Consider the following 25,885-nt stretch of genomic DNA (forward strand, 5'->3'; position numbering starts at 1 on the left):
AGGCCCACATGAAACTGTGGGCCCTGCAGTTTAGTTTTGCAGTAAGGCGGTCAGTTCGCTGATGCTGGGGAACGCGCTGTAGGTTCCGGCACGGCTAACGGTAATGGCAGCCGCCTGACTGGCATGAGTGAGTGCTAACTTATCAATCTCTGTATGACGCAGCAACGCAGAGGCCAGCATCACTGCCAGAAAGGTATCGCCAGCGCCGGTACTGTCGACAGCCGTCACCGCGATTGCGCGACAAAACGCTTCGTTATCAGGGGCTTTGAGCAACGCGCCCTGTGAACCGTGAGTGACCACTAACGTTTTGACCCCTTCTGGCTTCAGCAGCGCCGCTTCATGCTGATTGAGGACGGCAATATCGACCAGAGACCAGAGCTCAGCGAAGGCGGCTTTGACCGGTGAAGGGTTAAACACGGTGATCATGCCACGGGCCTTGGCGAACGCGAACAGGCCACGGGTTTTCTCAACGGAGAAATTACCCTGTTGCAGCAAAACGTCACCGGGCTGGGCGGCAGAAAGCGCCTGCGTAATCCCGGTGAGCGATAATGAATCCGCCGCGGTGGTGGTGGTGATAATGGCATTATCACCGTCGGCGCTATTGAAAATAATTGAGGTATCACTGTGACAAGGGAATAACGTGTCAGGCAACAGTTGCAGGGATTCAGCGAGCATCTGCTCTTTGATCCACTTGCCATTATTGTCATTTCCGATCGCGGCAACTAACGTTGTTTCTATGCCGCAGCGGGAAAGTAATATTGCCTGATTGGCGCCCTTGCCACCGATATCTTGTGACGTTTTATTGCCATGAATGGATGAGCCTTTTGTGGGAATATCGGGAATTGACCAGATTTCATCGACGGCTATATTCCCGGTGACATAAACACGCATAGTGTTTCCTTGAACAGGATGAAGAAGATGGTTTCTATATCAGCAGGAAAAAAAGACGCAATACAAGCTATTTTTTCACGTAAGAAAGTGGTCATTGGTGTTATTCATTGTGACCCTTTTCCCGGCACGCCGAAATACAGAGGGAAAACAATCGGCGATATTATTGAGCGTGCGTTACGCGATGCGGATAATTATGTTTCCGGCGGCGTTCATGGCCTGATAATTGAAAACCACGGCGATATTCCTTTTTCTAAACCGGAAGATATCGGCCCGGAAACGGCGGCGCTGATGGCAGTGATCACCGAAAAGGTGCGCACCCGTTTTAACGTGCCGTTAGGCATCAACGTGCTGGCAAATGCGGCGATCCCTGCGCTGGCTACCGCGCTTGCCGGCGGCGCCGACTTTATCCGCGTCAATCAATGGGCCAACGCCTACATCGCCAACGAAGGCTTTATCGAAGGTGCGGCGGCCAAAGCGCTGCGCTATCGCAGCCAGCTGCGCGCTGAACACATCAAGGTCTTTGCCGACAGCCACGTTAAGCATGGCAGCCATGCCATCGTCGCCGACCGCTCAATTCAGGAACTGACCCGTGACGTCGACTTCTTTGAAGCCGATGCGGTGATCGCCACCGGTCAGCGCACTGGCGACAGCGCCACGCTGAGCGAAATTGATGAGATCCGCGGGGCCACCGAATTGCCGCTGCTGGTGGGATCGGGCGTTACGCCGGATAACGTTGGCCAGATCCTGTCGCGTACCCAGGGCGTGATCGTCGCCAGCGCGCTGAAGGTGGATGGCGTCTGGTGGAATGAGGTTGAGCTGGCGCGGGTGAAGCATTTTATGGCTGCGGCGGCGTCCGTGTTGGAGGGCGAATAGATGGAAACCTTCAGCGATCGTTTGCTGCGGGAGCATCAGGGAGCCTGGCATGAGATGCAGCAGCATCGCTTTGTCTGCGAGATTGAGCAGGACGTTTTGTCTGCCGACGTTTTCAATCGCTACCTGGTGTTTGAAGGTAACTTTGTCGCCACCGCCATCGCCATCTTCGCGCTGGGCGTCAGTAAAGCGCCCGATATTCGTCAGCAGCGCTGGTTGATCGGCGTGCTGAATGCGCTGGTCGATACGCAGATTGCCTGGTTTGACACGGTGCTGGCCAAACGGCAGGTCAATCCGGCCGGTTATCCGGACGATCTGCCTGGCGTCAGACGATTTCGCGACGGCATGCTGAACGTAGCCCAGCGCGGCAGCTATGAAGAGATCATCACCTTGATGTTCGGCGCGGAGTGGATGTATTACCACTGGTGCAAGCGCGTCAGCCTGAAAACGCAATCCGATGAAGATGTGCGACGGTGGATTGAGCTGCACGCGGAAGAGGAATTTTTCCTGCAGGCCAGCTGGTTAAAAACGGAGTTGGATCGCTGTGCGGCACAACTGAGCGCCGAGCAGAAATTCGCGCTGTCTGACCTGTATGGCAAGGTACTGAAGTGGGAAATTGATTTCCATAGCGCCGCCTATGCGTAAGCAAGCTGACGGGCGAGGGAGTGTCCGGCGGTTCAGACGCAAAAAAGGGCGGAAACCCTTCCGCCCTTTCTTTATTATCCGGCCACTACAATCTGAGGCCGGTTGTGCCCATCGGCCTTACTGGTTGCGTAAGGTATCGATGTCGATCACAAAGCGGTATTTCACATCGCTTTTCAGCATACGTTCGTAGGCGTCGTTCACTTCATCCATCTTGATCATTTCGATATCAGAGGTGATGTTGTGCTTACCGCAGAAATCCAGCATCTCCTGCGTTTCTTTAATGCCACCGATCAGAGAACCGGCCACGCTGCGACGTTTGAACACCAGGTTAACCACCTGGGGTGCCGGGTGGTCATGTTCTGGCACGCCGACCAGGGTCATGGTGCCATCGCGACGCAGCAGGGTGATGAACTGGTTCAGATCGTGCTGAGCGGCAACGGTGTTCAGAATAAAGTCGAAGCTGTTGGTGTGCGCCGCCATCTGCTCAGGATCTTTGGAAATGACCACTTCATCTGCGCCCAGGCGCTTGCCGTCTTCGATTTTAGAGGGAGAAGTGGTAAACAGCACCACATGTGCGCCCATCGCATGAGCAATTTTCACGCCCATGTGACCCAGACCGCCGAGACCAACGATACCGACTTTCTTACCCGGACCGACTTTCCAGTGGTGCAGAGGCGAGAAGGTGGTGATGCCCGCACACAGCAGTGGCGCTGCGCCAGCCGGATCCAGGTTCTCAGGAATACGCAGCACGAAGTCTTCGTTAACGATTACCTGAGTGGAGTAGCCGCCGTAGGTGATGTCGCCGGAAATGCGGTCTTCGCCGTTATACGTGCCGGTGAAACCGTTTTCACAGTACTGCTCCAGGTCTTCTTTACAGCTGTCGCACTCGCGACAGGAATCAACCAGACAGCCAACGCCAACTAAATCGCCCACTTTATATTTATGGGTATGTCCGCCAACAGCGGTAACACGGCCGACGATTTCATGGCCAGGGACGACAGGAAAAATGGTGTTTTTCCACTCGTTACGGGCCTGATGCAGATCCGAGTGGCAGACGCCACAGAACATAACTTCAATCTGGACATCGTGTTCACGCAGTTCGCGCGGCTGGAACTCAAACGGAGCCAGCTTTGATTTGGCGTCCTGTGCGGCATAAGCATGCGTAATATTCATGGTGTCTCCAGTCATTGAAAGTGTTTAGAACTTATTGCTTAGAGGATGTTCTGACAGACCGTGCTGGCAGAATCGGTGTAGGGAGTCGAGCCCATTAAGGATAGTTAGCTATTGGCAAAGGGGGTATGCCGGAACCTGTCTAAATCTTGCCTGATCCTGCAGGATTTGCTCTGAAGCGGCAAAACGAAGGGGAAAAGAGCGCTAATTTGTTGCTGAGTGTGGAGTTTATTTCTTCATGTAAATCAAATAAAACTGTCATCCGCCCGGCGGACGGCGGCGAAAAAAACAAGGGGCGATGAAATCCGCCCCTTGCTCACACTTTGCCCGAACTGTCCTGAATCTCCCGCTTATCCTTGCGATAAACGTCAGGTAGCTTAATCCAGATTCAACAGCGGTTTCAGGAAGCGTGCGGTGTGCGACTCTTTGCACATTGCGACCGTTTCCGGCGTGCCGGAGGCGAGGATCATCCCGCCGCCGCTGCCGCCTTCCGGACCCAGATCGACAATCCAGTCCGCGGTTTTGATCACATCAAGGTTGTGTTCAATCACCACGATGGTGTTGCCCTGGTCACGCAGCTGATGCAGCACTTCCAGCAACTGCTGAATATCCGCGAAGTGCAAGCCGGTGGTCGGCTCATCAAGGATATACAGCGTCTGGCCGGTACCGCGCTTGGAGAGTTCTCTCGCCAGCTTCACGCGCTGCGCTTCACCGCCCGAAAGGGTGGTTGCCGACTGGCCCAGTCGGATATAAGACAGGCCGACGTCCATCAGCGTTTGCAGCTTACGCGCCAGTGCAGGCACGGCATCAAAGAACTCGCGGGCTTCTTCAATGGTCATTTCCAGCACTTCGTGAATGTTCTTGCCTTTGTACTTCACTTCCAGCGTTTCACGGTTATAGCGCTTGCCTTTGCACTGGTCGCACGGCACATAAATGTCCGGTAAAAAGTGCATCTCTACCTTGATCACGCCGTCGCCCTGACAGGCTTCGCAGCGGCCGCCACGGACGTTAAAGCTGAAACGTCCAGGCGTGTACCCGCGCGTACGGGATTCCGGCACGCCGGCAAACAGTTCACGCACCGGGGTGAAAATACCGGTGTAGGTAGCCGGGTTCGAGCGCGGCGTACGGCCAATCGGGCTCTGGTCGATATCGATAACCTTATCGAAGTTTTCCATGCCGGTGATATCGCGATACGGTGCCGCTTCGGCGATGGTCGCCCCGTTCAGCTGACGCTGGGCGATCGGGAACAGCGTATCGTTGATCAGGGTGGATTTACCGGAACCAGAGACGCCAGTAATGCAGCTGAATAACCCGACCGGCAGCGACAGCGTCACATCCTTCAGGTTGTTGCCCTTTGCGCCGGTCAGCTTCAGCACTTTACTCGGATCGGCCTTCACGCGTTCTTTCGGGATGGCGATACCGCGCTTGCCGCTAAGGTACTGACCGGTCAGAGATTCCTCCACCGCCATAATGTCATCAACGGTGCCTTCCGCCACCACCTGGCCGCCATGCACACCGGCACCGGGCCCGATATCAATCACGTGGTCTGCGGCGCGGATCGCATCTTCATCATGCTCAACCACAATCACCGTATTACCGAGATCGCGCAGATGCACCAGCGTTTCCAGCAGGCGTTCGTTATCGCGCTGATGCAGACCGATTGAGGGCTCATCCAGCACGTACATTACGCCGACCAGGCCCGCACCAATCTGGCTTGCCAGACGGATACGCTGCGCTTCACCACCGGACAGCGTGTCGGCGGAGCGTGACATCGAAAGGTAGTTCAGACCGACGTTGACCAGGAACTTCAGGCGGTCGCCAATCTCTTTCAGCACTTTTTCGGCAATCTGCGCACGCTGGCCGCTCAGCTTCATGTTCTGGAAGAACTCCATCGCATGACCGATGCTCATATCGGAAATGGTCGGCAGCGTGGTGTTTTCAACAAACACGTGGCGCGCTTCGCGCTTCAAACGGGTGCCGTGGCAGCTGGTGCAGGAGCGGTTGCTGATAAATTTCGCCAGATCTTCGCGCACGGCGGAAGATTCAGTCTCTTTATAGCGGCGCTCCATATTGTGCAGCACGCCTTCAAACGGATGGCGACGCACCGAGGTGTCGCCGCGATCGTTGATGTACTTAAACTCGATGGTCTCTTTACCGGAGCCGAACAGGATCACCTGACGGGCATGATCTTCCAGCGACTCAAACGGCGATTCGATATCAAATTTCAGGTGCTCCGCCAGCGAGCGTAGCATCTGGAAGTAATAGAAGTTACGGCGATCCCAACCTCGGATTGCGCCGCCCGCCAGCGACAGCTCAGGATTCTGTACCACCCGGTCAGGATCGAAATACTGCTGCACGCCCAGGCCATCACAGGTTGGGCAGGCACCGGCCGGGTTGTTAAAGGAGAACAGGCGCGGTTCCAGTTCGGTCATGCTGTAGCCACAGACCGGGCAGGCGAAGTTCGCGGAGAACACCAGCTCTTCCGCTTTTTCATCGTCCATATCCGCCACCACGGCGGTGCCACCGGAGAGCTCCAGCGCCGTTTCGAACGACTCTGCCAGCCGCTGCTGCAGATCTTCACGCACCTTAAAGCGATCGACGACCACTTCAATGGTGTGTTTCTTTTGCAGTTCCAGCTTCGGCGGATCGGAAAGATCGCACACTTCCCCATCGATACGGGCGCGGATATAGCCCTGCGAGGCCAGATTTTCCAGCGTTTTAGTGTGTTCGCCCTTACGCTCTTTCACGATCGGCGCCAGCAGCATCAGCCGGCGGCCTTCTGGCAGCGCCAGCACGTTATCCACCATCTGGCTGACGGTCTGTGCCGCCAGCGGAATGTCATGATCCGGGCAGCGCGGCTCGCCGACGCGGGCAAACAGCAGGCGCAGGTAGTCATGAATTTCAGTGATGGTGCCCACGGTGGAACGCGGGTTGTGTGAGGTGGATTTCTGTTCGATCGAAATGGCTGGCGACAAACCTTCGATATGATCGACATCCGGTTTCTCCATCAGCGAGAGAAACTGGCGCGCATAGGCCGACAGGGATTCTACATAGCGGCGTTGCCCCTCGGCGTACAGCGTATCAAACGCCAGCGAGGACTTACCGGAACCTGACAAGCCGGTGACAACGATCAGTTTGTCGCGCGGGATGGTCAGGTTGATATTTTTCAAATTATGGGTGCGTGCACCCCGTACTTCGATCTTATCCATTCACAATTCCCGGATTAACACAGATCTCACCATGCCGGTCCGGCATGGCCAGAATTAAGCCTGTAATTATGGCACAAAATAACCTGATTGGATATCCAGTGTTTTGCCGAAAGCACTCAGCAGGATCCTGATGCAGGCTGCGACCTGGCCGTAAAAAATCTCGATCCTGCTCAGGCCGCAATCTGCAACGGCGCAAGCGTGATAAAGGCCTTTGAGATCCGGATCTGAAAGTAGGATCTCAGGGAGTGGCATGTTAGAATTTCCGGCTTAGACTTAAAGCAGAACAATTATCGGAGACTCGAACATGGCCAGCAGAGGCGTAAACAAAGTGATCCTGGTGGGCAACCTGGGTCAAGATCCGGAAGTCCGCTACATGCCTAATGGCGGCGCCGTTGCCAACATCACGCTGGCCACGTCCGAAAGCTGGCGTGACAAGCAAACCGGCGAAACCAAAGAAAAAACCGAATGGCACCGCGTTGTGCTGTTTGGCAAACTGGCGGAAGTCGCGGCAGAGTACCTGCGTAAAGGTTCTCAGGTGTATATCGAAGGCGCACTGCAGACCCGCAAATGGACTGACCAGGCTGGCGTTGAGAAGTACACCACCGAAGTGGTCGTCAACGTTGGCGGCACCATGCAGATGCTGGGTGGACGTCAGGGCGGCGGTGCAGGCGCACCGGCTGGCGGCGGCGGCCAGGGCAGCAACAACGGCTGGGGTCAGCCACAGCAGCCACAGAGTGGCGGCAACCAGTTCAGCGGCGGCCAGCAGGCACGTCCGCAGGCTCAGCCACAGCAGAACAGCGCGCCGGCTAACAACGAGCCACCAATGGACTTCGACGACGATATCCCATTCTGATTTCAGAACGTTGTTGAACCTCCCATAAAAACCCCGCTCCGGCGGGTTTTTTTTATGCCTGCGCGACCAGCTTTCTCCCCGTATCCCTCTGCTTTCCCTCGCCTTACATTCTGTTACGTAATCGCAGTGAACCTTTGCAAGATTCCTTGAAGCCAAATGATTACTATTCACATTCTCATTTCGTGCGCATCGCGCCTGATGTGAGTTCAGCCGGATAACAGTGGCAAGCTGCACCGGCGTAGAAAGACAAAAAAGAAGCCTCAGCTTCCAATAATAAAATTCTATGGGATACGGTTATGTCTTCATTTGGCAGGGAAAAAGGGCCGCAATCACGCGCGCCTGAGAATAAAACACGCGTCAATTTTTCACTTTCGGCACTGGCGATGCTGGTGCTGGTAAACCCTGCGCTGGTGCAGGCCGCCGACAGTAATAGCGCTGCTCCGGCAGCAAACGCCGCCGCAACCCCGGCCAAAACCTCTTCTGCTCCATCCTCCACTCAGCAGGATATGGTGGTCGGTGCAACGGTCGACGATTCTGCCGAGGAGCAGCAGGATTACAGCGTAAAAACCACCACCGCCGGCACCAAAATGCTGCTGACGCCACGCGATGTGCCCCAGTCGCTCAGCGTGGTGACCAAACAGCGTATGCAGGACCAGAACCTGCAGTCGGTCGGCGATGTGTTAAATAACACCACCGGTATTTCGACGGAAGTGATCGACAGCGAGCGCGCGTCTTACTTCTCCCGCGGATTTATGATCAGCAGCTACACCTACGATGATATTCCCAGCTCGGTTAGCGATACCTGGAACTTTGGCGATGCCGCAGAAGACACGGCGATTTATGACCGCATCGAAGTGGTCCGTGGTGCTACCGGCCTGATGACCGGCGCCGGAAACCCGGCGGCATCCGTCAATATGGTGCGTAAGCAGGCGGACAGCCGTGAGTTTACCGGCAACGTCAGCGCCAGCTACGGCAGCTGGAACAAGCAGCGTTATGTGGCGGATGTCTCCGGTCCCTTAAACGAGGCGGGCACCGTGCGCGGCCGTGTGGTGGCGGGCTATCAGGATCAGGACGGGCAGCTGGATCGCTACCATAAAACCAAGAAATTCCTCTATGGCGTGGTCGATGCCGATCTGACAGAAAACACCACGCTGTCGCTGGGCTACGACTATCAGCAAACCAACACCAGCGACCCGACCTGGGGCGGCTTGCCAACCTGGTACAGCAACGGGGTGAAAACCCATTACACCCGCAATACCAGCACCTCGACCGACTGGACGCATTACGACATCAACTCGCGCAAGGTCTTCGCCAATATTCGCCATGATTTTGATAACGGCTGGAGCTTCCGGGTCAATGGCACCCATGCCGAAGAGACCTTTAACGATGCCTTGCTGTATATAGAAGGTTTCCCGGATGCCACGACGGGCGAAGGCACCACCGGCTTTGGCAGTAAGGATCGAGGAACGCGTAAGCTTGAATCCGTTGACGCCTATGCCAGCGGGCCGTTCGACCTGTTTGGCCGCCAGCATGAGCTGATCACCGGGGTGAGTTACAGCCGTCAGCGCAATACCACCTACAGCGCGGATGGTCCAATAGACAGCGAACAAATGGGCAGCTTTGGCAGTAACTGGGACGGCAACGTCGCCGAACCGGAGTGGGGCGACTGGTATCAGAACCTGGACGACACCGTTCGTCAGAAAGCGGGCTATATCGCCGCGCGTTTTTCACTGGCCGATCCGCTGTCGCTGATTTTAGGCAGCCGTTACACCCAGTGGAGCACCATCGGCTCCAGCGGCGACGTGCATAAAAACAACCTCACGCCGTATGCGGGCCTGGTGTATGACATCAACGACTCTCTGTCCGCCTACGCCAGCTACACCTCGATCTTCCAGCCGCAGACCTATCGCGATCGCAACGGCACTTACCTCTCGCCGGTGACCGGAAAGAACTACGAAACCGGCCTGAAATCTGACTGGATGAACGGGCGTCTGACGGCCACCTTCGCCATCTTCCGCATCGAGCAGGAGAACGTGGGCCAGGCCGATGGCTCAAACTTCGTCAATGACAGCAGCGAGCAGGCCTATTATGCCGCGCAGGGCACGGTAAGTAGGGGTGCTGAGTTCGAAATCAATGGTGCGGTGACCGACAATCTGCAGCTGACCTTCGGCGCGACGCGCTATGTGGCCAGGGACGATACCGGCGCACGCTTAAACAGCAATATGCCGCAAACGCAGCTCAAACTGTTCAGCCGTTATCAGCTGCCGATGCTGCCCGATTTGACCATCGGTGGCGGCGTAAACTGGCAGAACAAGACCTTCCAGGACGCCACCGGGCCGGATGGCGAAACAACGCGCGTCTATCAAAGCAGCTATCCGCTGGTTGATCTGTTTGCCCGTTACCAGCTGACCAAACAGCTGGCGGTGCAGGCCAACGTCAACAATGTCTTCGATCGCACCTATTACTCCTGGCTGAGCGATTACGCGGTGTATGGCGATGAACGCAACTACTCCGTCAATCTCTCCTATGCCTTCTGATGGTGTAGCGCCGGGCACGTCAGCCAGCATCGACAGACCGCGTCGCCGCCTGGTCACCGCGTTGATGCTGTCGCCGCTGCTGGTGGGCTTTTCGCTACGGGCGGCTGAGCCTGCCCGGCGCATTATTGCGCTGGAATGGCTGCCGCTGGAAATGCTCTTTGCCCTCGGGATCACCCCGATGGCGGCGGCCGATACCCGCGATTATCAGCTGTGGGTGCGCGAACCGGCGATACCGGCCAGCGTGACTGATGTCGGCACGCGTTCCGAACCCAATCTTGAGTACATCGCTGAACTGAAGCCAGACCTGATCCTCTATTCGCAGGGCTATGGCCCGCGCGAGGCGCAGTTACGCGCTATCTCACCGGCACAGGCGGTGGCGTTCACCGATGAGCACGGCCAGCCGTTGCAGACGGTGCGGGCAGGGCTGGTGACGCTTGCGCAGCGGTTGAATTGCCAGGCGGCTGCGCAACATCATCTGGCATGGTTCGACCGCCAGCTGGCTGACGCGCGCGAACAGCTGGCGGCTTACCGCCATCAGCCGTTACTGGTTTTCTCACTTATTGATGAAAGACATGCGGTGATCCTCGGTGAAACCAGCCTGTTTGGTAACGTGATGCAGCAACTGGGGATTAAAAATGCCTGGCAGGGAGAGAACGGCTTTTGGGGAACGGCAACGGTGGGGATTGAACGTTTAGCCAGCCTGCCGGCCTGCCGGGCGATTTGTCTGGATCATGGCGATGAAGCCGCCAGGACGCGCATTCGCGCCACGCCGGTCTGGCAGGCGATTCCCTTTGTACGACAAAACAGCGTGCGTACCGTGCCCGCCATCTGGATTTTTGGCGCAACCCTCACCGCGATGCAATTTTGCCGCATGCTGCAGGGACTGGAGAAACAATGGTGACGTTGAACGCACGGCGGGCAGGCAAACCGCACCGCACACCCTTTGCGCTGATCCTGCTGACGCTGGCGGTTGCCGCCACGCTGATACTGAGCCTCAGCAACGCGCAGCAGCTGCTTCCCCACCATCTGTGGGCGGCGACGATCCTCCATCCTGATAAAACCGATATCCAACAGGTTCTGTTTTATTACAGTTTCCTGCCTCGCGTGGCGATCTCGCTGCTGGTTGGCGCGGGGCTGGCGCTGGCCGGCGTTTTATTCCAGCAGGTGTTACGCAATCCGCTGGCCGAACCCGCCACCCTTGGCGTCGCCAGCGGCGCGCAAATGGGCGTCACCCTGGCCAGCCTGGGCATGTTGCCCGCCGGTATTGTCGGTCAGCAAGGTGCCGCGATGCTGGGCGCGCTGGTGATTGCCGTGGTGGTGTTTGGCACCGCCTGGGGTAAAAAGCTTTCTCCCGTCACCCTGATCCTCGCGGGGCTGGTGCTGAGCCTGTATTGCAGTGCCCTTAACAGCCTGCTGGCGATCTTCCATTTTCAGGAACTTCAGAGCCTGTTTTTATGGAGCAGCGGGGCGCTCAATCAGCAGGACTGGTCAGCGGTACAGTCTCTTCTGCCAAGGCTGATCCCGTGCCTGCTGCTGGCGCTGATGCTGGTCAGGCCGCTGACCTTACTGGGTGTGGATGATGATGTGGCCCAACAGTTAGGGCTGGGGCTGTCGTCTGCCCGCTTTGTCGCGCTGGCGCTGGCGGTGGTGTTGAGCGCCTTTATGGTGAATGCCGTCGGCGTGGTCGGCTTTATCGGCCTGTTTGCGCCATTGCTGGCCAAATTACTCGGTGCCCGACGCCTGTTGCACCGGCTACTGCTTGCGCCGGTGTTAGGGGCCTTGCTGCTGTGCCTGTCCGATCAGGCGATGGTGATGCTGGCGCGCGTCTGGCAAGAGGTGCCGACGGGCGCGGCAACGGCGTTGATCGGCGCACCCGTTCTGCTTTGGCTGTTACCCCGCCTGCGACACGCCAGCCAGCCTGCAGTCTCCGGCCAGTATGGCGAGTTACCGACTGAGCGCCAGCGGCCAGCAGGATGGATTGCCGGTGGCGGCGTTCTGCTGCTGGCGACATTAGTGGTGGTGCTGATGGTAGGACGCGACAGCCAGGGCATTCATTGGGCGGGTGACGACCTCTGGCGCGTCTGGCCCTGGCGCTGGCCGCGCACCCTGGCGGCATTGAGTGCCGGTGTGATGCTCGCCGCAGCGGGCACCTTGATACAAAAACTCACCGCCAATGTGATGGGCAGTCCGGAAGTGTTAGGCATCAGCGCCGGCGCGGCGTCAGGGGTGGTGCTCACTCTGTTCCTGCTGCCCGCCGGCGGATTCGCAGCGATGTTAGTGGCGGGGAGCGGCGGCGCGGCAATCACCCTGGCGGCCATTTTGCTGGTGGCGGGCAGGCGCCATTTCTCCACCCAGCGCCTGTTACTGGCGGGCATTGCCTTAGGCACGCTGTTTTCTGCCATCATTTCACTGTTACTGGCCAGCGGCGATCCGCGCCTCGGTAACCTGCTGAGCTGGATTTCCGGTTCGACTTACGGCGTCGAGCCGCCGCAGGCCATCGCCAGCGCGGGGCTCGCACTGGTGCTGATGCTGTTAATGCCGTTGTGCCGTCGCTGGCTGAACGTTATGCCGTTGGGCGGCGATACCGTCAGAGCGCTGGGCGTACCGCTGATGCGCTCCCGGCTGATCGTTCTGTTGCTGGCCTCGATACTGACGGCGGGCGCAACCTTAACGGTCGGCCCGTTGAGTTTTATCGGGCTGATGTCACCGCATATGGCGCGCATTCTCGGTTTCCGCCGCGCGATGCCGCAACTGGCGATGGCCGCGATCGTCGGTGCACTGCTGATGCTGCTGGCCGACTGGTGTGGCCGGATGGTGTTATTCCCCAACCAAATCCCGGCCGGACTGCTCACCACCTTTATCGGCGCGCCGTACTTTATTTTCCTGCTCAGATCGCAGGGAAAAGGGTGATGTAGGTTGGCGGTGAGTGGAGCCTGTTAGTGGTGGGTAAAATGATAGTATTTTATTGAAAAACACCCAATAACGATAAAATATTATCGTTTTTAGATCGCTCACTTAACGCGCAATAGATGGAAAGTATTTTTAAAAGTGATAATATTATGACGTTTTGATCCTTAAAAAGCGGAAATAGTATCGTTATGGCACAAAAAACAGCTCCTTTATTACCCCATACCCAAAAGCTGCTGGCAGGGTTGGGCGAGCGTCTGAAAATGGCCCGCTTACGAAGGAAACTGACCGCCAAACAGGTTGCAGAGCGTGCGGGCATGACAGCGGTAACCCTTCGCTCATTGGAGTCTGGCAGCGCGGGAGTGACAATAGGTGCCTGGCTTTCAGTTATGCAGGTCCTTGGGCTGGAAAACGATCTGGCAAAGCTGATTGCCGATGATGAGCTTGGTCGACAGCTTCAGGACGCCCGTCTGATGGGGGATAAAACTGTGAGAGCCAGGAAACCAATTAAGACCGATAAGATTGAGCGACGCAATCGGACCAAAGCCGCCACGGTTAAATCAGACGAGCTGATTGCCACATTCGATAACTCCTCCGCAAAAGAGCCGGCCAGCCCTGAATATAAGTCAGTGCAGAACAAGGGATTGAGAGAACCCGCAGCAGTAGGTAAAACGGCAACCGAATTGGTTGCCCTACTGAAACCAGTCAACAAAAAGGATGAGGACTGACAATGACCATGATCGGTGTCTATGCAGATTGGGAAGGACTGCCTGCTGCGAAACGAATTGGATTTCTGCATGTCCGTAAGACACGTGCGCGGGAATTATTTGAGTTCCAGTATGATCCCCTCGCATTAGCCGATCCCAGCCTGGGGTATCTGCAACTTGACCCTGATATTCATTTGTATCCGGGACCCCAATACCCTTCTCAGCATCGCGAGAGTTTCGGGGTCATTGGTGATTCCAGTCCTGACAGATGGGGGCGAGTCCTGATGGATCGACGTCTTGAAAGGGATATCAGAGCCGGCACTGAGCCCGGGGGAACACGGCTTTATGAGTCGGATTATCTGCTGGGTGTACACGATCTTTATAGAGTCGGTGCGCTTCGTTATCGCCGTGAAGATCGTGGGGAGTTTCTTGACGACAGAGCAGGGATCGCCGCGCCACCCTTTACGGAAATTCATGCTCTGGAAAGGGCCAGCATCGCGTTGGAGCAGGATCCTGATAACCGTGATCCTCAGGGGCAGGAGTGGTTGCGAATGCTTATTGCACCGGGCGGATCCCTGGGGGGAGCAAGACCTAAAGCCAGTGTGGCTGACGATCAGGGCAGGCTGTGTATCGCAAAATTTCCCAGCGCACGAGACGACTACGATGTCGGTGGCTGGGAAATGGTAGTGAATGTGTTGGCGAAAGGATGTGGACTGAATGTGGCCGCTGCTGAGGCCAGAAAATTTGCGAGCGACTATCACTGTTTTATGGTCAGACGTTTTGATCGCACAGAACACGGGCGGCGCCTGCATTTTGCCTCGGCGATGACAATGACCCGACACCTTGATGGCGATGATGCCTCCAACGGCGTTAGCTATCTTGAACTTGCTGATGTCCTTATCAGACAGGGTTCTCAGACCAACAAAGATCTTCGCGAGTTGTGGTCAAGAATTGTATTCAACATTCTGGTGTCCAATACGGACGATCACTTGCGTAATCATGGTTTTATTTTGGTTCCCGGTGCCGGGTGGCGGCTTTCAGAAGCCTATGACATGAATCCTGTCCCCTTCGCGGATGGTCTCAAATTGAATATCACTGAGGCTGATAATGCGCTTGATCTTGAACTGGCACGGGAAGTTGCAGGCTACTTTCGTGTTCGCTCGGATGATGCCAACGAAATCATCGAAAATTTCAGTGATGTTGTGGCTCAATGGCGAGTGATCGCGAATGGATTGGGGCTGCCAAACCGCGAGCAGGATCGCATGGCCCCAGCGTTCCGAAGTTAACCTTTCCCGGCAAATATCCCAATGCTGATCGCCCGCCTTCATCATCATTCCCTCTCCGCGCTTGTCCTACGGAGAGGGACGGATCGACTATTCAGCGTGTTCCTTTACCCATCGCACGATATCGGCATGGGTGGCAAACCAGGCACCATGCGAGCGACCGAGCTTGATGATCTCTTCCAGGATCCACACCCGCGAACGGGCAGAAATAATATGCGGATGCATGGTGAGCTGGAACAAGCCGCCATCCTGATGGGCATATTCCAGCTCGCGGCGGAAAATATCGTACACCGCTTCCGGTGGCGTATAAGGGCGTAAGGCCTGAAAACGGTTCATCATAAAATAGACCGCATCATCGCGGATCCACTCCACGGGAAGCTCGACCACGCCGGTCTGTTCACCGTCCAGCAGCAGCTCGTAGCAGTTCTCGTCCGCCATTAATGAAGAGTCGTACAGCAACCCCATCTCTTTGGCGATCCGCAGCGTGTGCGGGCTGAAATCCCACGAGGGCGTGCGCATCCCCACAGGCCGGTTGCCGGTTACCTTTTCCAGCGTCTCGGACGCTTTCAGCATCAGGCTGCGTTCATCCTCATACGACAGCACCGAGTTCAGCTCATGGATCCAGCCATGCAGCGCGATTTCGTGTCCTTGTGCGGTCAGTCTGATTTGCTCTTCAGGGTAAAGCAGGGCGCACACCGCCGGGACGTAAAAACTGGCCGGCACATCCGCCTTGCTCAGCAGCGCTTCGATACGGGGAATGCCCACGCGGGTACCAAACTGGCCCCAGCTCATGCGGCCAAAGGATTTTCCGCCTTCCCGCAGCTCATTGGTTTCATGGTCGCTGTCAAAAGAGAGCGCGATAGCGAAGGGCGCGTTATTCGGCCAGTGCGTAGGCTTCAGGGTTTTCCCCGCTCTGACGTGATTAACCTTCTGCTGCCAGATTTCGTCCGGCCACTGCCAGGGTTCCTGCTGTGATTCTGTCGGGTGCATGGGCTTAACTACCTCCATCAACTGAGATGATTTGTCCGTTAATAAATGAAGACAGATCGGACGCAAGCCACACGGCGGCATTCGAAATATCGCGGGCGGTGCCCAGACGGCGAAGCGCAATACTGTTCAGCAGCTGCTGTTGGCGTTCCTCGCCAAAGTTATCCCACTGTTTTTTCGTGGCTTCATTGGTGAAGACAAAGCCTGGCGCGATGGCGTTAACCCGAATACCAAACGGCCCGAGTTCATGGGCCAGCTGGCGGGTCAGGCCGAGTACCGCGTGTTTGGAGGCGCAATAGGCCTGCACGCCAGTCAGCGAAGCTTTTAACGCCGCACCGGAGCTGATATTGATAATGTTTCCCTGCCCGGCCTGCTTCATTAATGGCGCGGCGGCCCGGCACAGGGCAAAAGTGGCACCCAGATTGATGTCGACCACGCTGTCCCAGTCGGCATCGCTCACCTCTTCAATCGCTTTTCCCTGCTGGCCCGCCACGCCACCGGCATTGTTGACCAGAATATGCACCGGCCGGCTGCCATTCTGGCTCAGCTCCGCAATCCAGCTGGCGGCGGCCTCGCGGTCACACAAATCCACCTGCCAGTTGATAATGCCTTCCTGCTCCAGCCCGGCCAGCGCACGGATATCGCATACGTGCACTTCTGCGCCAAGCGAGGCGAAATGCAGCGCCATCTCGCGGCCGAAACCAATGGCACCGCCACTGATTGCGATGCGTTTACCACTGAATGAAAGGGTCATATAAGCAGCTCATTAAGATTGTTTTCGGCCAGCGGACGTTCGCCGCGTTCGATTTGATGGATCTGGGCGATCAGCGCGTTGAGTGCAGGCGTTGGAATGCCGTGATCGCCGGCGATGCGGACAACGATGCCCAGCTGACCGTCCACTTCCGTCGGGCGCTTGCGGATCGCCAGATCGCGCCATATTCCCGAATGGGTTTTGGTATTAGGCCGGTTAAATTCGACCATGTTATGAAAGGTGCTGTTAATGGCTTCAACGCTGGCACCCGCGCGGAAAGCCTGCGGATCGAAGCCATTAAAGCCCTTCAACGCAATGCCTTCGGCATCAGCAACCTGCACAATCTCCCGCGCCAGCGCCAACAGAACCGGGCGGATATCCTCGCGCGCCAGACAATCGGCAATGCCTTTTGCACCCACTGCCTGCGCAAACAGCAGCGAGGCATAGCCCAGTTTTCCCCATAGCCAGCCCGACAGTGCTTCAGACTGGATAATGCCCGGTTCAAAGTGGCTTAAATCGGTGTGCAGCGTGGCCAGACGCGGTGTCAGCCTGCCATCCAGCTCGCCAATCACCGCAGCACCCCGATTGGAATAGTTGATTTCGCCAGGCGCGGTCCAGTCGGCATAGAAATTAATAAAGGCGCCGACGGTGCGATCTTCACCGACGATCTGGCTGATGGTGCTTTCGCACAGGCCATTTTGCAGTGATAACACATAGCCGTCGGCGTCGAGGAAAGGCGCCAGCTGGCGCGTGGCGTCCGCAGTGTGATGCGCCTTCACCGCCAGAAAAATGCGCTGCCACTTACCGCTCAGTTCCGAAGGGTGAAACGCCTTAGCCTGAACGGTGAAGCTATCGACCTCGCCGGTAATCTTCAATCCGCGGTGCGGATCGCGAATGCACTCCACATGCTGGCTATCGACGTCAACAAAGGTAACGTCATAGCCTGCCCGCAGCAGCCAGGCCCCGACGGTTCCGCCGATCGCGCCTGCACCCCAAATCAAAATATCTTTGCTCATGGTTGTTCTCCGGTTAGCGCAGGGCTTCAGTGGCCGTTTCACGCAGGCGCATAATCACCAGCCCCGATGCCAGGCCTGCCAGCATCAGATAGAAGGTCGGCGATACCGGTGAACCGGTAAATTCGATCAGCCCGGTGGCAATAAACGGCGCAAAGCCGCCAAAAATCGCCGTGGACAAGCTGTAGCCAATCGACAGCAGCATGGTGCGCGAAGCCGTAGGGAAGATTTCGCACAGCGCAGCCGGTGCCGCACCGGAAAAGGCCGCAATAAACAGGTTGAAGACGATCTGCACCGCCAGCACCACGTAGAAGGACTTATACGCCAGCACCAGCGAGAACAACGGGTAGGGAAGGATCACGAAAGCCGCGCAGCACATCAGCAGCAGAGGTTTGCGGCCAATACGGTCGGAAAGGGCACCAAAAAACGGAATGGTCAGCACCATCACCGCCAGCGCAATGGCGTTGGAGGTCAGCGCCTGGGTCTGGGTGAAGCCGACCTGCTTATTCAGGAAGGTGGGCATATAAGAGAGCATCACATAATAGGAAACCGTCCAGATGATGGCGAAACCAAAAGTCTGCGCCATCATGCGTATCGCCGGTCCCATCGGGGTTTTGGTCACCGCTTTCGGCTTGCCCTGGGCTTCAATAAAAGCCGGGGTCTCTTCCAGATTCCGTCGCATATACACCCCGACCGGCAGCAGCAGCACACCCAGCAGGAACGGAATGCGCCAGGCCCAGTCCACCATCTGTTGCTCGCTGAAAATCAGGGTGATCCCCGCCACCACCAGGCTGGTGATCAGCTGCGAAGAAGCGATGGCCGCCTGGCCCAGCGCACCAAAGAAACCACGGCGGTCCGATGGGGCCGATTCGACAACAAAGGCGGTGGCGGTGCCCCATTCCCCGCCGGCAGACAGGCCCTGGATCAGGCGAATGGTGACCAGCAATATGGGTGCGAGCATGCCAATGGTTTCGTAGGTCGGCAGTAAGCCAATGCCGACGGTGCCGAGCGCCATCCCGTAGATGGTGATACGCAGCGCCACGCGGCGGCCATATTTATCGGCAATGCGGCCAATCACGGCACCGCCTAATGGTCTTGCGAGGAAGCCAACGCCAAAGGTGGCAAAGCTGGCCAGCAGACCGGTGGCACCATCGCCCTGATAAAAATTACGGGCGATCAGCGTGGCCATATAGGCGAAGATAATGAAGTCATAGTATTCAAGAACATTGCCGATCATCGCGGCAAACAACTGCCGCCGCTTGTGCCGCGTCAGGCTGTCGGCAGGATAGAGATTCATTTCCTGGGTGAACTGGTCTTGGCTCATAGTCAGGCTCTCAGTCAGAACTGCATGAAAAATGAATGTTCATATATATGAACTTAAATTCTCATATATGAATTCATCCTGACACACAGCTGAAAGCAGATCCAGCCTGCCGGCAACATCGGCACAGGGCAAAAAATCGTCAATTTAGCGCGGCGGTGTGATCGAATTTATGCGGGTTTGTAGTATTAAAGAGTGGTGATGATGAGAAAGGTGAAATTACTCACCTTCCGTTGGTTTATATGCAGCGTTAAACACTGTGGTGAACATCAGCCAGCAGGCCAGATAAAAAAGTGAGAAATAAGAAGTTCGTATCATTCTGCGCATTTTCGCAGAACCCGATCAGCCCTTCTCCGCAGCCTGGAACAGCGCCGTTAAACGCTGTCCCTGTTCCAACACCGTGCGGATAATGGCGGATTTTTTATCGCTAAAGCGGGCCGAAACCGATGAGACGTTCAGCGCAGCAATTGGCTCGCCGTTGCTGTCGCAAATCGCCGTACAGACGCCGGTGCCGCCAACGTCGACCTCATCTGCGGAAATGGCGTAATTTCTCGCACCGGCCTGGTTGATCAACGCTTCCAGTTCAAGCGGATCGGTCACGGTGTATTTTGTCCAGGGTGACAACGGGCTGCGGGCCAGCAACGCCTGGCGTTGCGCCGGGTTTTTGAATGACAAAAACATCCTGCCCATCGCGGTGCAGTGGATTGGCAGCAGCATGGTTGGCGACATCTCATAACGGATAGCCTGTGAGGAGAGAGCCTGATGCACCAGACGGATCTTGCCTTCAGAGGTCATCACGCCGAGGCTGACGGTTTCTTCCAGCTCACTGGCCATCTGCTCCATGATCGGTTTGGCCAGCGACAGCACCTGAGTCAGCTTCGCGCCGCCCCAGCTGAAGCCATGCAGACGAAACATCTCGTTAAGCCGGTAGATGCCGCGATCGTTCTTAACCAGGTAGCCGCGCACGCACAGGGTACGCAGTAACCCCAGGGCACTGCTTTTCGGCAGGCTGAAGGTCTCGGAGATAGCGGCAAGGCTGGCTTCCCTTTCGTCCTCACTGAAATACTCCAGCAAATCCAGAACCCGGGCGGCCGAGCGAACGACATCATTCATAACCATTCCATATGTGTACGGTTGTGCGTATATATGAACACTATACCTTTATCACGCCGGCAATGCATCCGCTGAGCCAATCGCCATCACCAGCGTCGCCTGCTATCCTGCGGGCAGGCAAAAAACAAAGGAAAAACAAGATGGCGGGACTGGTTTTACTGCCGGGCGTAATGTGTGACGCCGGATTATGGCAGGCAATGACCGACGAGCTGGCGGCGTTTGGTCCATTGGTATTTGGCGATCTGTCGCAGGATAGCTCGCTGGAGGCGATGGCGGCGCGGGTACTGCAACAGGCACCCGAACGCTTCACGCTGGTCGGCTTTTCGATGGGCGGATTTGTGGCGCGCGAAATGATCCGTCAGGCGCCAGAAAGGGTGGAAAAATTGATACTGATTGCCACCTCCAGCCAGCAGGACAGTGAACAGGCTCAGGCCTTTAAGGCGGCGACGGCGAAAACGCTGCAGTCTGCACGCGGCGCGTTTCGCGGTCTTGGCCATAAGGCCATTGCGCTGTCGCTCAGTGAAAAGCATGCCGGCGATGAAGGATTACAGCAGCAGGTGCTCGCCATGAGCCAGCGGATGGGAAGGGAAGCGTACTGTCGTCAGCTGCTGATGGCCCGCAACAGCGACACGGCACTTTTACCGCAGATAACCTGCCCAACCCTGGTGATTGCTGCAGCTGAAGACCGGATGCGGACGTTACACGAATCCGAAGTGCTGCGCGATAACATTGCCGGTGCAACGCTTACCGTGATTGAGGATTCCGGCCATATGCTGCCGCTGGAACAGCCGCAAGCGCTGGCCACGGTGATGACGCGCTGGCTGACGGCGCATCCGCTATAAACATTTACCAAAAATAACGCAGATAATCGCTCAAATACTGTCGCGAAAGGGTAAATTAGCGGGGCATTTTGGCATTCCCGGGTAGAGATGGCATTAGATGAAAAGATGGTTACTGGCACCGGTTATCGTGCTGATGGCTTGGCAGGTTGCGGCGGCAGAACACCGCAGCGATCCTGAAGCGGTCAGCCAGAGTTTTTACAGTTGGTATCTGACAGCGTTAAGCAAAGATGAGAGTCCCATCGATGAGCACGATCCGCTGCTCAACACCTATGTGACGCCTGAGCTGCTGAGCAAAATCAATGTGCTGATCAAAAGTCCGGATGGCATGGACGATGATTTCTTCCTGCAGGATCAGGATTACAGCGATTCCTGGGTCGATCATGTCAGCGTCGGGCGCTTTACCCTGAACGGGCTTACCGCCACGGGCGACGTCACTCTGGGTAACGATCCCAACGATCAACAGCTGCTGGTGGTGACACTGCAAAAAAAAGGCGCGATCTGGAAGATCGATGACGTGGAAAAAGAAGAGAATAAGCAGCCCTGACATCTGCACAGGGCTGGACCTTCCTGATATCAGGCGATGACCTGACTGAATTGCTCACGCAGCGTATCCAACAGATCGTACCGTTTACGGTACTCCGAACGCTTTTTACTGGCGATCTCTTCCAGCGGCTTCCTTGGGAAGCTCAGCGGCAACGAGTAGAGCTTGTTGCCTGACGGCTGGGCATTCAGCGTTTCCCAAAACTCGTTATAGCTAGCATGGAACAGGCTGCGTTTCTTCAGACGATAGCGCAGGCTGCGGAAGATGTGGCCCTGATCGCTGACCGCCTCAATTTTCGTCACGCCCGTCTCGGCACAAATAAGCGACAGGGTTTCCATTAACAGCCGTTTTGGAAACAGGCCATAGCACGCCTTGGTCGCTTCGCGGATCAGCTCATGCGGCGTATCGCGATGAGCACCCTGAATACCGCCAATCATCGCCACCTTCTCACCGTCGACCGTTGTCACTGCAAAGGTCAGCATCGCCAGCTGCACGCCATCCCGGCGGAACAGCAGGTTCACTTCACCTTCACGTTCGCACCGGCCGGTACAGGCCAGGGTGACGGTAAAGGTTTCGCCATTTTTACCGGCAAAATTCACCAGCTCCACGCCCTGTTGGGTCAGCATTGCCTGGCGTAAGCGCAGGGAAGACAGCTGCTTCACATACTGGTAATGGCTGATGATGGCGTGGGTGCGCGCGGCCATCGGCATGCCATTATAAAGGTAAGGGCGGTGGATCTTGCTCGGCAGCGTGTGTTGGATCGGCAGAACCTCGCGCATCACCGGCTCTTCGGTGATCGCCGTCAGCATCTTGTGGGTGGCGACAGGCCAGGCCAGCGAGCGGAACAGATACTTGATGCGATACTCCGGGTCATACCACAACTTGCCCGGCTTAACTTTTCCGGAGATCAGTGACAGAAAAAAGGTCAGGCTGTTTTCCTGATGGGGAACGAGTGTGGTATCGGTCATGGTCGGCATTCCAAGGATGAAAATGACAGTCAACCATGATCACGCTCAACGTTTGGTAAACATCCTGGCCGCAAATGGCCCTGTTCGCAGTCGGTTGAAGCGGCGTTTAATTTGCTGACGACTTAAGGCAAATCAAGGTGATAAACGGCCCGCTAATGAGGCTATTGGACTCAAGCCCGGTTCACGGGTGCGCTTGTTCAGGCTGCCTGCGGGCTATAGCCTGCCTGCTTCTTTGCTCACTCTCCCACCAATCCCGCGGGTAAAGCTTCTTTCTCGGCTGGCCGCAAATGCGCGGTTTATTATGTCAAATCTGTGAAGCGCACCGTGTTTTTAGGACAATACCGCAGGCCGAATAGCGGTTACACCGCACGCTTTTACCAGGCACAGTCTCTAATTGTTCCGCTATAAGAATAATCGTTAATGATAATCACCCGCTTTTTGGACAGTGTACGGGCGCTTCTTAATGGTAAAGGCGCGCTTTTTGAGACGGTTTTTATATTCTCAAACCAGCCTTAACTCAAATTTCCAGTTCATCTAAAGGTTAATATCGGCGAAAGGTAAGGGCGAACACATTAGAAAATCCGTGATTATGATTCCTTTGGCGAACGCTTCAGAGGCCTAAAGGGTGTAAATCTTAAGTGTTACTTTATGGTTTCTTACAGTATGACTGGCTCTGATCGTGACGGATGCACCATCAGGCGGGGTTTTAAGCCAAATTGGTGAGTAGCATATGAAATGCACTTTTGCCCAAAAGATGAAAACCATGAACCATTGATTAAAAGAGAATGTTAACGGAATTTGAAGGTGGGCGGGTGTTTTTTGACCTTCCGGTTAGCGAGGTTAATGTCAGGAAAGGCGCATTTATCTTTGGGTTCAAAGATAAATGCGCTCAGAAGGGATTGAAACAGATGGGTTTTTAGCTGGTGGTTAGTAAATATACAGCCTAACAGGGGACAATCCAGACAATTAACTCATCAAGAAAAAGCGTCTCCAGAAAATCGAACCGTACTTTTCAATTAGCATTGGGAATATTTTATTTTGGTCCTGCGTCTAATATAGAAACGTGCTGTGGATCTCAATTAATGGTTTTCAATGTTGTACGGGTAATGATACACGCTACGGCTAATATCCAGCAGGCGGCAACTGCGGCGAGTCCCGATATCAAAGGTATCCTGAAGGTAATTAACGGCCTGGCGCTTGTCATTGGTAGTAAAGAAGTTTTTAAGCACGCTTTGCAGCATCTCTTTGTCGGAGTTAAGGGTCTGCAGCTCGCGCTCCATGTTATGCACTTTCTCCTCCAGGTCTTTGATTTTACGGCCTTCTTCAGAAGATAAACCGGCAAATTTCTTCTTCCAGCTATAGAAGGTCGCTTCAGAGATACCCAGTTCGTCGCAGATCTCTTTCACCTTTACACCGCATTCTGATGCTTTAATGGCACTGGTGATTTGCTCTTCTGTATATCGTGACTTTCTCATAAATGCTCTTCCCTTTCTTAACAATAATGTGATGAGAACGACTGCAATAATTAGTGGATCTGATTATTCCAAAAATCACAGCAGTGTCGTTAAGTGCGCGATTTGAATGGCAGGGATTAAGTTAAGTGATTATGAAGAAATATCATCATGGGATTTCTCCTATTTTATTTCCAAACCCCTTAGTTAGCTTTCGATATGCAGGTTTTTGATATAAATTCGTCTCATGAAATCTTCAATGCCAACATGTGATTCAGAATACTCCCGCATGTGCAGCCTGAAATTTGTGCCATGATAATTAGCGCCAAAAAGTGACTTGTGAAAAGGTTTACATGAATTTAAGCGCGTAATTACCCTGGCTATTTTTCAGCGGTGAAGCGCTCAGACAAAAAAACGCATTTGATTGCGAGCGGATTAGGAATTGTCCGTATTATAAATTTTAGGTCCATTTTTATCGCCAGGTATATTGAGCGTTAATCTTTTCCGTTTTCGACATGGACGTGCCGAGTTATTGCAATAAGTGATTAGTTTTACAAAGGATGCTTCGATGAAACACAGCGCAATGTCAAACGCCATCTGGATGATGTCGGAAAAGGTCGTTTCCGTATTTGGAGTGATATTTGTCACATCCTATGTCGCAAAATCCTTTGGCCCCTCAATATTCGGGCAAATAGCATTTTCTGCATCACTTTTTTCAATTGTTCAGACTATCGCTATTTTCGGTACTGAAACCATTCTGTTTAAAAGTATCAGCAAAAGTGCGCCAAAAGGAATACGGCTGATGGCGGTGGCCAAACAGCTGAGAATGGTTTTGTTGTTAGTCTTATCTTTGCCGGTATTAATTTACGTCTGGCTGGAGATGCGGGAAAACTTTTTGGTTTTTGCGGTCGCGTCATTCTTGTCGGCAATGTTTGTTACGCAGGATATCTTCAGCGTTTACAACAATGCCCGGTTAGAGTCCCGGATGAACACGGTGGCGAATGCCACGGGAATGATCATCAGTTTTGGCATCAGCTTTCTGGTGGCCTGGTTCAAACTGAGTCCTTTGCTGCTGTCGTTTTCAATCGTGGCGGTCACGCTGGTGCCGTACATGATCAAGCGCAGCCGGTTCCTTCAGGCGAACACCATCAGCTCGCCGCCTAAGCGCAAGCACAGAAGCTATTTGCGCTACCTGTTACATGCGGGACTCCCGCTGGCCATCTCCAGCGTGTTCATCTCAATACAGGTTAAGCTGGCACAATTTTTCCTGGTAGGCGTGGGCTCAGCGCATGAGCTGGGGCTGTTTACCGCCGCCAACACTATCTCTGCTTCGTGGATTTTTATCCCGGTAGCGATCATTACATCCTGCTTTTCTGAGATCTTCAGGGAGCGTGCGGATGTGGCAGTAAAACTGGCCGCAAGGCTGAATGGCTATGTAATGGCAGTTTCCTTTTTGATGCTTCTTGTCGTCGCGCTGTTTGGCGAAAAGATCATCACTACCCTTTATGGGCATGACTACACACAATCAGGAAATCTCGTTACGTTATTGTCGTTAGCAACCTGCTTTTCGGCAATGGGAACAGTAGCTTACCGCTACATGGTGAAGGAAGGTGGTTTTAATTACCTGCTGGTCAAGATCGTGGTGCTGGTCGTAATTAGCGTGGCAACCAACTGGTTCTTCATCCGTTTCTGGGGATTAACAGGCGCAGCCTGGAGCGTTCTGGTCACCGAACTGCTCTCCCTGACCGTAATGAATTATTTCTTTAAGAATGCCGTCATTCTTAAAATACAGCTTTCCTCACTTAACTACAAAACATACAAATGAG

At 55.1% G+C, this 25,885-nt stretch carries 21 protein-coding genes; 11 read left to right on the forward strand and 10 right to left on the reverse strand.

Annotation, left to right across the window (positions count from 1 at the left end):
- Positions 1-30 precede the first annotated feature (30 nt).
- Positions 31-891: a PfkB family carbohydrate kinase gene (locus tag EBC_RS03175; protein WP_013200367.1), complete on the reverse strand. Its 861-nt coding sequence runs from the start codon at positions 889-891 to the stop codon at positions 31-33.
- Between the two features lie 27 nt (positions 892-918).
- On the opposite strand from EBC_RS03175, the gene EBC_RS03180 reads away from it, so the two are divergent.
- Positions 919-1,764 (forward strand): BtpA/SgcQ family protein, encoded by an 846-nt coding sequence (locus tag EBC_RS03180; RefSeq protein ID WP_013200368.1) that lies wholly within the window; start codon positions 919-921, stop codon positions 1,762-1,764.
- The gene (locus EBC_RS03185; protein ID WP_013200369.1) at positions 1,765-2,406 is read left to right on the forward strand and encodes a TenA family protein; all 642 of its coding nucleotides are present in this window, start codon (positions 1,765-1,767) and stop codon (positions 2,404-2,406) included.
- 117 nt (positions 2,407-2,523) lie between these two features.
- Here the strand turns inward: EBC_RS03185 and EBC_RS03190 are convergent, their stop codons facing one another.
- Together EBC_RS03190 and uvrA are read right to left on the reverse strand one after the other, a co-directional pair.
- Positions 2,524-3,579, reverse strand: coding sequence for an NAD(P)-dependent alcohol dehydrogenase (locus EBC_RS03190; protein ID WP_013200370.1), 1,056 nt, complete (start codon positions 3,577-3,579; stop codon positions 2,524-2,526).
- A gap of 374 nt (positions 3,580-3,953) precedes the next feature.
- Entirely contained in the window at positions 3,954-6,785 is a 2,832-nt protein-coding gene (uvrA, locus tag EBC_RS03195) for an excinuclease ABC subunit UvrA (protein ID WP_013200371.1), read from the reverse strand.
- A gap of 304 nt (positions 6,786-7,089) precedes the next feature.
- Here uvrA and ssb1 point away from each other — a divergent pair, with 304 nt between their 5' ends.
- The 6 genes from ssb1 (at position 7,090) to EBC_RS03225 (ending at position 15,075) form a co-directional block, all read left to right on the forward strand.
- Positions 7,090-7,638 (forward strand): single-stranded DNA-binding protein SSB1, encoded by a 549-nt coding sequence (gene ssb1 / locus EBC_RS03200; RefSeq protein ID WP_013200372.1) that lies wholly within the window; start codon positions 7,090-7,092, stop codon positions 7,636-7,638.
- Positions 7,639-7,934: 296 nt separating this feature from the next.
- Positions 7,935-10,175, forward strand: coding sequence for a ferric-rhodotorulic acid/ferric-coprogen receptor FhuE (fhuE, locus tag EBC_RS03205; RefSeq protein ID WP_013200373.1), 2,241 nt, complete (start codon positions 7,935-7,937; stop codon positions 10,173-10,175).
- Complete coding sequence (fhuD, locus tag EBC_RS03210) at positions 10,165-11,076, forward strand: Fe(3+)-hydroxamate ABC transporter substrate-binding protein FhuD (protein WP_013200374.1); 912 nt, start codon at positions 10,165-10,167, stop codon at positions 11,074-11,076. The genes fhuE and fhuD overlap by 11 nt, the downstream gene beginning before the upstream one ends.
- Positions 11,070-13,085 carry a Fe(3+)-hydroxamate ABC transporter permease FhuB gene (gene fhuB, locus EBC_RS03215; protein WP_013200375.1) on the forward strand — a complete coding sequence of 672 codons (2,016 nt, stop codon included), beginning with the start codon at positions 11,070-11,072 and terminating at the stop codon, positions 13,083-13,085. Before fhuD ends, fhuB begins: the two co-directional genes overlap by 7 nt.
- A 188-nt stretch (positions 13,086-13,273) precedes the next feature.
- Positions 13,274-13,810 carry a helix-turn-helix domain-containing protein gene (locus tag EBC_RS03220; protein WP_013200376.1) on the forward strand — a complete coding sequence of 179 codons (537 nt, stop codon included), beginning with the start codon at positions 13,274-13,276 and terminating at the stop codon, positions 13,808-13,810.
- A 2-nt stretch (positions 13,811-13,812) separates the two neighbouring features.
- The gene (locus EBC_RS03225) at positions 13,813-15,075 is read left to right on the forward strand and encodes a type II toxin-antitoxin system HipA family toxin (RefSeq protein WP_013200377.1); all 1,263 of its coding nucleotides are present in this window, start codon (positions 13,813-13,815) and stop codon (positions 15,073-15,075) included.
- Between the two features lie 87 nt (positions 15,076-15,162).
- Here the strand turns inward: EBC_RS03225 and EBC_RS03230 are convergent, their stop codons facing one another.
- From EBC_RS03230 to EBC_RS03250, 5 genes are all read right to left on the reverse strand, one after another.
- The gene (locus tag EBC_RS03230; RefSeq protein ID WP_013200378.1) at positions 15,163-16,062 is read right to left on the reverse strand and encodes a polysaccharide deacetylase family protein; all 900 of its coding nucleotides are present in this window, start codon (positions 16,060-16,062) and stop codon (positions 15,163-15,165) included.
- A gap of 4 nt (positions 16,063-16,066) precedes the next feature.
- Positions 16,067-16,813 (reverse strand): SDR family NAD(P)-dependent oxidoreductase, encoded by a 747-nt coding sequence (locus EBC_RS03235; RefSeq protein ID WP_013200379.1) that lies wholly within the window; start codon positions 16,811-16,813, stop codon positions 16,067-16,069.
- On the reverse strand, positions 16,810-17,826 hold the full coding sequence (locus tag EBC_RS03240; RefSeq protein WP_013200380.1) for a ketopantoate reductase family protein: 1,017 nt from the start codon (positions 17,824-17,826) through the stop codon (positions 16,810-16,812). Before EBC_RS03240 ends, EBC_RS03235 begins: the two co-directional genes overlap by 4 nt.
- 13 nt (positions 17,827-17,839) lie before the next feature.
- Positions 17,840-19,147: an MFS transporter gene (locus tag EBC_RS03245; RefSeq protein ID WP_013200381.1), complete on the reverse strand. Its 1,308-nt coding sequence runs from the start codon at positions 19,145-19,147 to the stop codon at positions 17,840-17,842.
- 339 nt (positions 19,148-19,486) lie between these two features.
- Entirely contained in the window at positions 19,487-20,257 is a 771-nt protein-coding gene (locus EBC_RS03250) for an IclR family transcriptional regulator (protein WP_013200382.1), read from the reverse strand.
- 140 nt (positions 20,258-20,397) lie between these two features.
- Here EBC_RS03250 and EBC_RS03255 point away from each other — a divergent pair, with 140 nt between their 5' ends.
- Positions 20,398-21,099, forward strand: coding sequence for an alpha/beta fold hydrolase (locus EBC_RS03255; RefSeq protein WP_013200383.1), 702 nt, complete (start codon positions 20,398-20,400; stop codon positions 21,097-21,099).
- 97 nt (positions 21,100-21,196) lie between these two features.
- A complete protein-coding gene (locus tag EBC_RS03260) occupies positions 21,197-21,643 on the forward strand; it encodes a DUF3828 domain-containing protein (RefSeq protein ID WP_013200384.1) in 447 nt (148 codons plus the stop codon).
- A gap of 29 nt (positions 21,644-21,672) precedes the next feature.
- Here the strand turns inward: EBC_RS03260 and EBC_RS03265 are convergent, their stop codons facing one another.
- Both EBC_RS03265 and EBC_RS03270 read right to left on the reverse strand, forming a co-directional pair.
- Positions 21,673-22,608, reverse strand: a complete 936-nt coding sequence (locus EBC_RS03265) for a VirK/YbjX family protein (protein WP_013200385.1) — start codon at positions 22,606-22,608, stop codon at positions 21,673-21,675.
- A gap of 1,079 nt (positions 22,609-23,687) precedes the next feature.
- Positions 23,688-24,083 (reverse strand): transposase, encoded by a 396-nt coding sequence (locus tag EBC_RS03270; protein WP_041691865.1) that lies wholly within the window; start codon positions 24,081-24,083, stop codon positions 23,688-23,690.
- Positions 24,084-24,627: 544 nt separating this feature from the next.
- Here EBC_RS03270 and EBC_RS03275 point away from each other — a divergent pair.
- Positions 24,628-25,884, forward strand: a complete 1,257-nt coding sequence (locus tag EBC_RS03275; protein WP_013200387.1) for an MATE family efflux transporter — start codon at positions 24,628-24,630, stop codon at positions 25,882-25,884.
- Position 25,885 lies beyond the last annotated feature (1 nt).

It is taken from the genome of Erwinia billingiae Eb661 (assembly GCF_000196615.1).
Lineage (GTDB): Bacteria > Pseudomonadota > Gammaproteobacteria > Enterobacterales > Enterobacteriaceae > Erwinia > Erwinia billingiae.

Coding starts and splice junctions, on each gene's coding strand:
- EBC_RS03175 (WP_013200367.1), bottom strand. CDS start 891: ATGCGTGTTTATGTCACCGGGAATATAGCCGTCGATGAAATCTGGTCA.
- EBC_RS03180 (WP_013200368.1), top strand. CDS start 919: ATGGTTTCTATATCAGCAGGAAAAAAAGACGCAATACAAGCTATTTTT.
- EBC_RS03185 (WP_013200369.1), top strand. CDS start 1,765: ATGGAAACCTTCAGCGATCGTTTGCTGCGGGAGCATCAGGGAGCCTGG.
- EBC_RS03190 (WP_013200370.1), bottom strand. CDS start 3,579: ATGAATATTACGCATGCTTATGCCGCACAGGACGCCAAATCAAAGCTG.
- uvrA (WP_013200371.1), bottom strand. CDS start 6,785: ATGGATAAGATCGAAGTACGGGGTGCACGCACCCATAATTTGAAAAAT.
- ssb1 (WP_013200372.1), top strand. CDS start 7,090: ATGGCCAGCAGAGGCGTAAACAAAGTGATCCTGGTGGGCAACCTGGGT.
- fhuE (WP_013200373.1), top strand. CDS start 7,935: ATGTCTTCATTTGGCAGGGAAAAAGGGCCGCAATCACGCGCGCCTGAG.
- fhuD (WP_013200374.1), top strand. CDS start 10,165: ATGCCTTCTGATGGTGTAGCGCCGGGCACGTCAGCCAGCATCGACAGA.
- fhuB (WP_013200375.1), top strand. CDS start 11,070: ATGGTGACGTTGAACGCACGGCGGGCAGGCAAACCGCACCGCACACCC.
- EBC_RS03220 (WP_013200376.1), top strand. CDS start 13,274: ATGGCACAAAAAACAGCTCCTTTATTACCCCATACCCAAAAGCTGCTG.
- EBC_RS03225 (WP_013200377.1), top strand. CDS start 13,813: ATGACCATGATCGGTGTCTATGCAGATTGGGAAGGACTGCCTGCTGCG.
- EBC_RS03230 (WP_013200378.1), bottom strand. CDS start 16,062: ATGCACCCGACAGAATCACAGCAGGAACCCTGGCAGTGGCCGGACGAA.
- EBC_RS03235 (WP_013200379.1), bottom strand. CDS start 16,813: ATGACCCTTTCATTCAGTGGTAAACGCATCGCAATCAGTGGCGGTGCC.
- EBC_RS03240 (WP_013200380.1), bottom strand. CDS start 17,826: ATGAGCAAAGATATTTTGATTTGGGGTGCAGGCGCGATCGGCGGAACC.
- EBC_RS03245 (WP_013200381.1), bottom strand. CDS start 19,147: ATGAGCCAAGACCAGTTCACCCAGGAAATGAATCTCTATCCTGCCGAC.
- EBC_RS03250 (WP_013200382.1), bottom strand. CDS start 20,257: ATGAATGATGTCGTTCGCTCGGCCGCCCGGGTTCTGGATTTGCTGGAG.
- EBC_RS03255 (WP_013200383.1), top strand. CDS start 20,398: ATGGCGGGACTGGTTTTACTGCCGGGCGTAATGTGTGACGCCGGATTA.
- EBC_RS03260 (WP_013200384.1), top strand. CDS start 21,197: ATGAAAAGATGGTTACTGGCACCGGTTATCGTGCTGATGGCTTGGCAG.
- EBC_RS03265 (WP_013200385.1), bottom strand. CDS start 22,608: ATGACCGATACCACACTCGTTCCCCATCAGGAAAACAGCCTGACCTTT.
- EBC_RS03270 (WP_041691865.1), bottom strand. CDS start 24,083: ATGAGAAAGTCACGATATACAGAAGAGCAAATCACCAGTGCCATTAAA.
- EBC_RS03275 (WP_013200387.1), top strand. CDS start 24,628: ATGAAACACAGCGCAATGTCAAACGCCATCTGGATGATGTCGGAAAAG.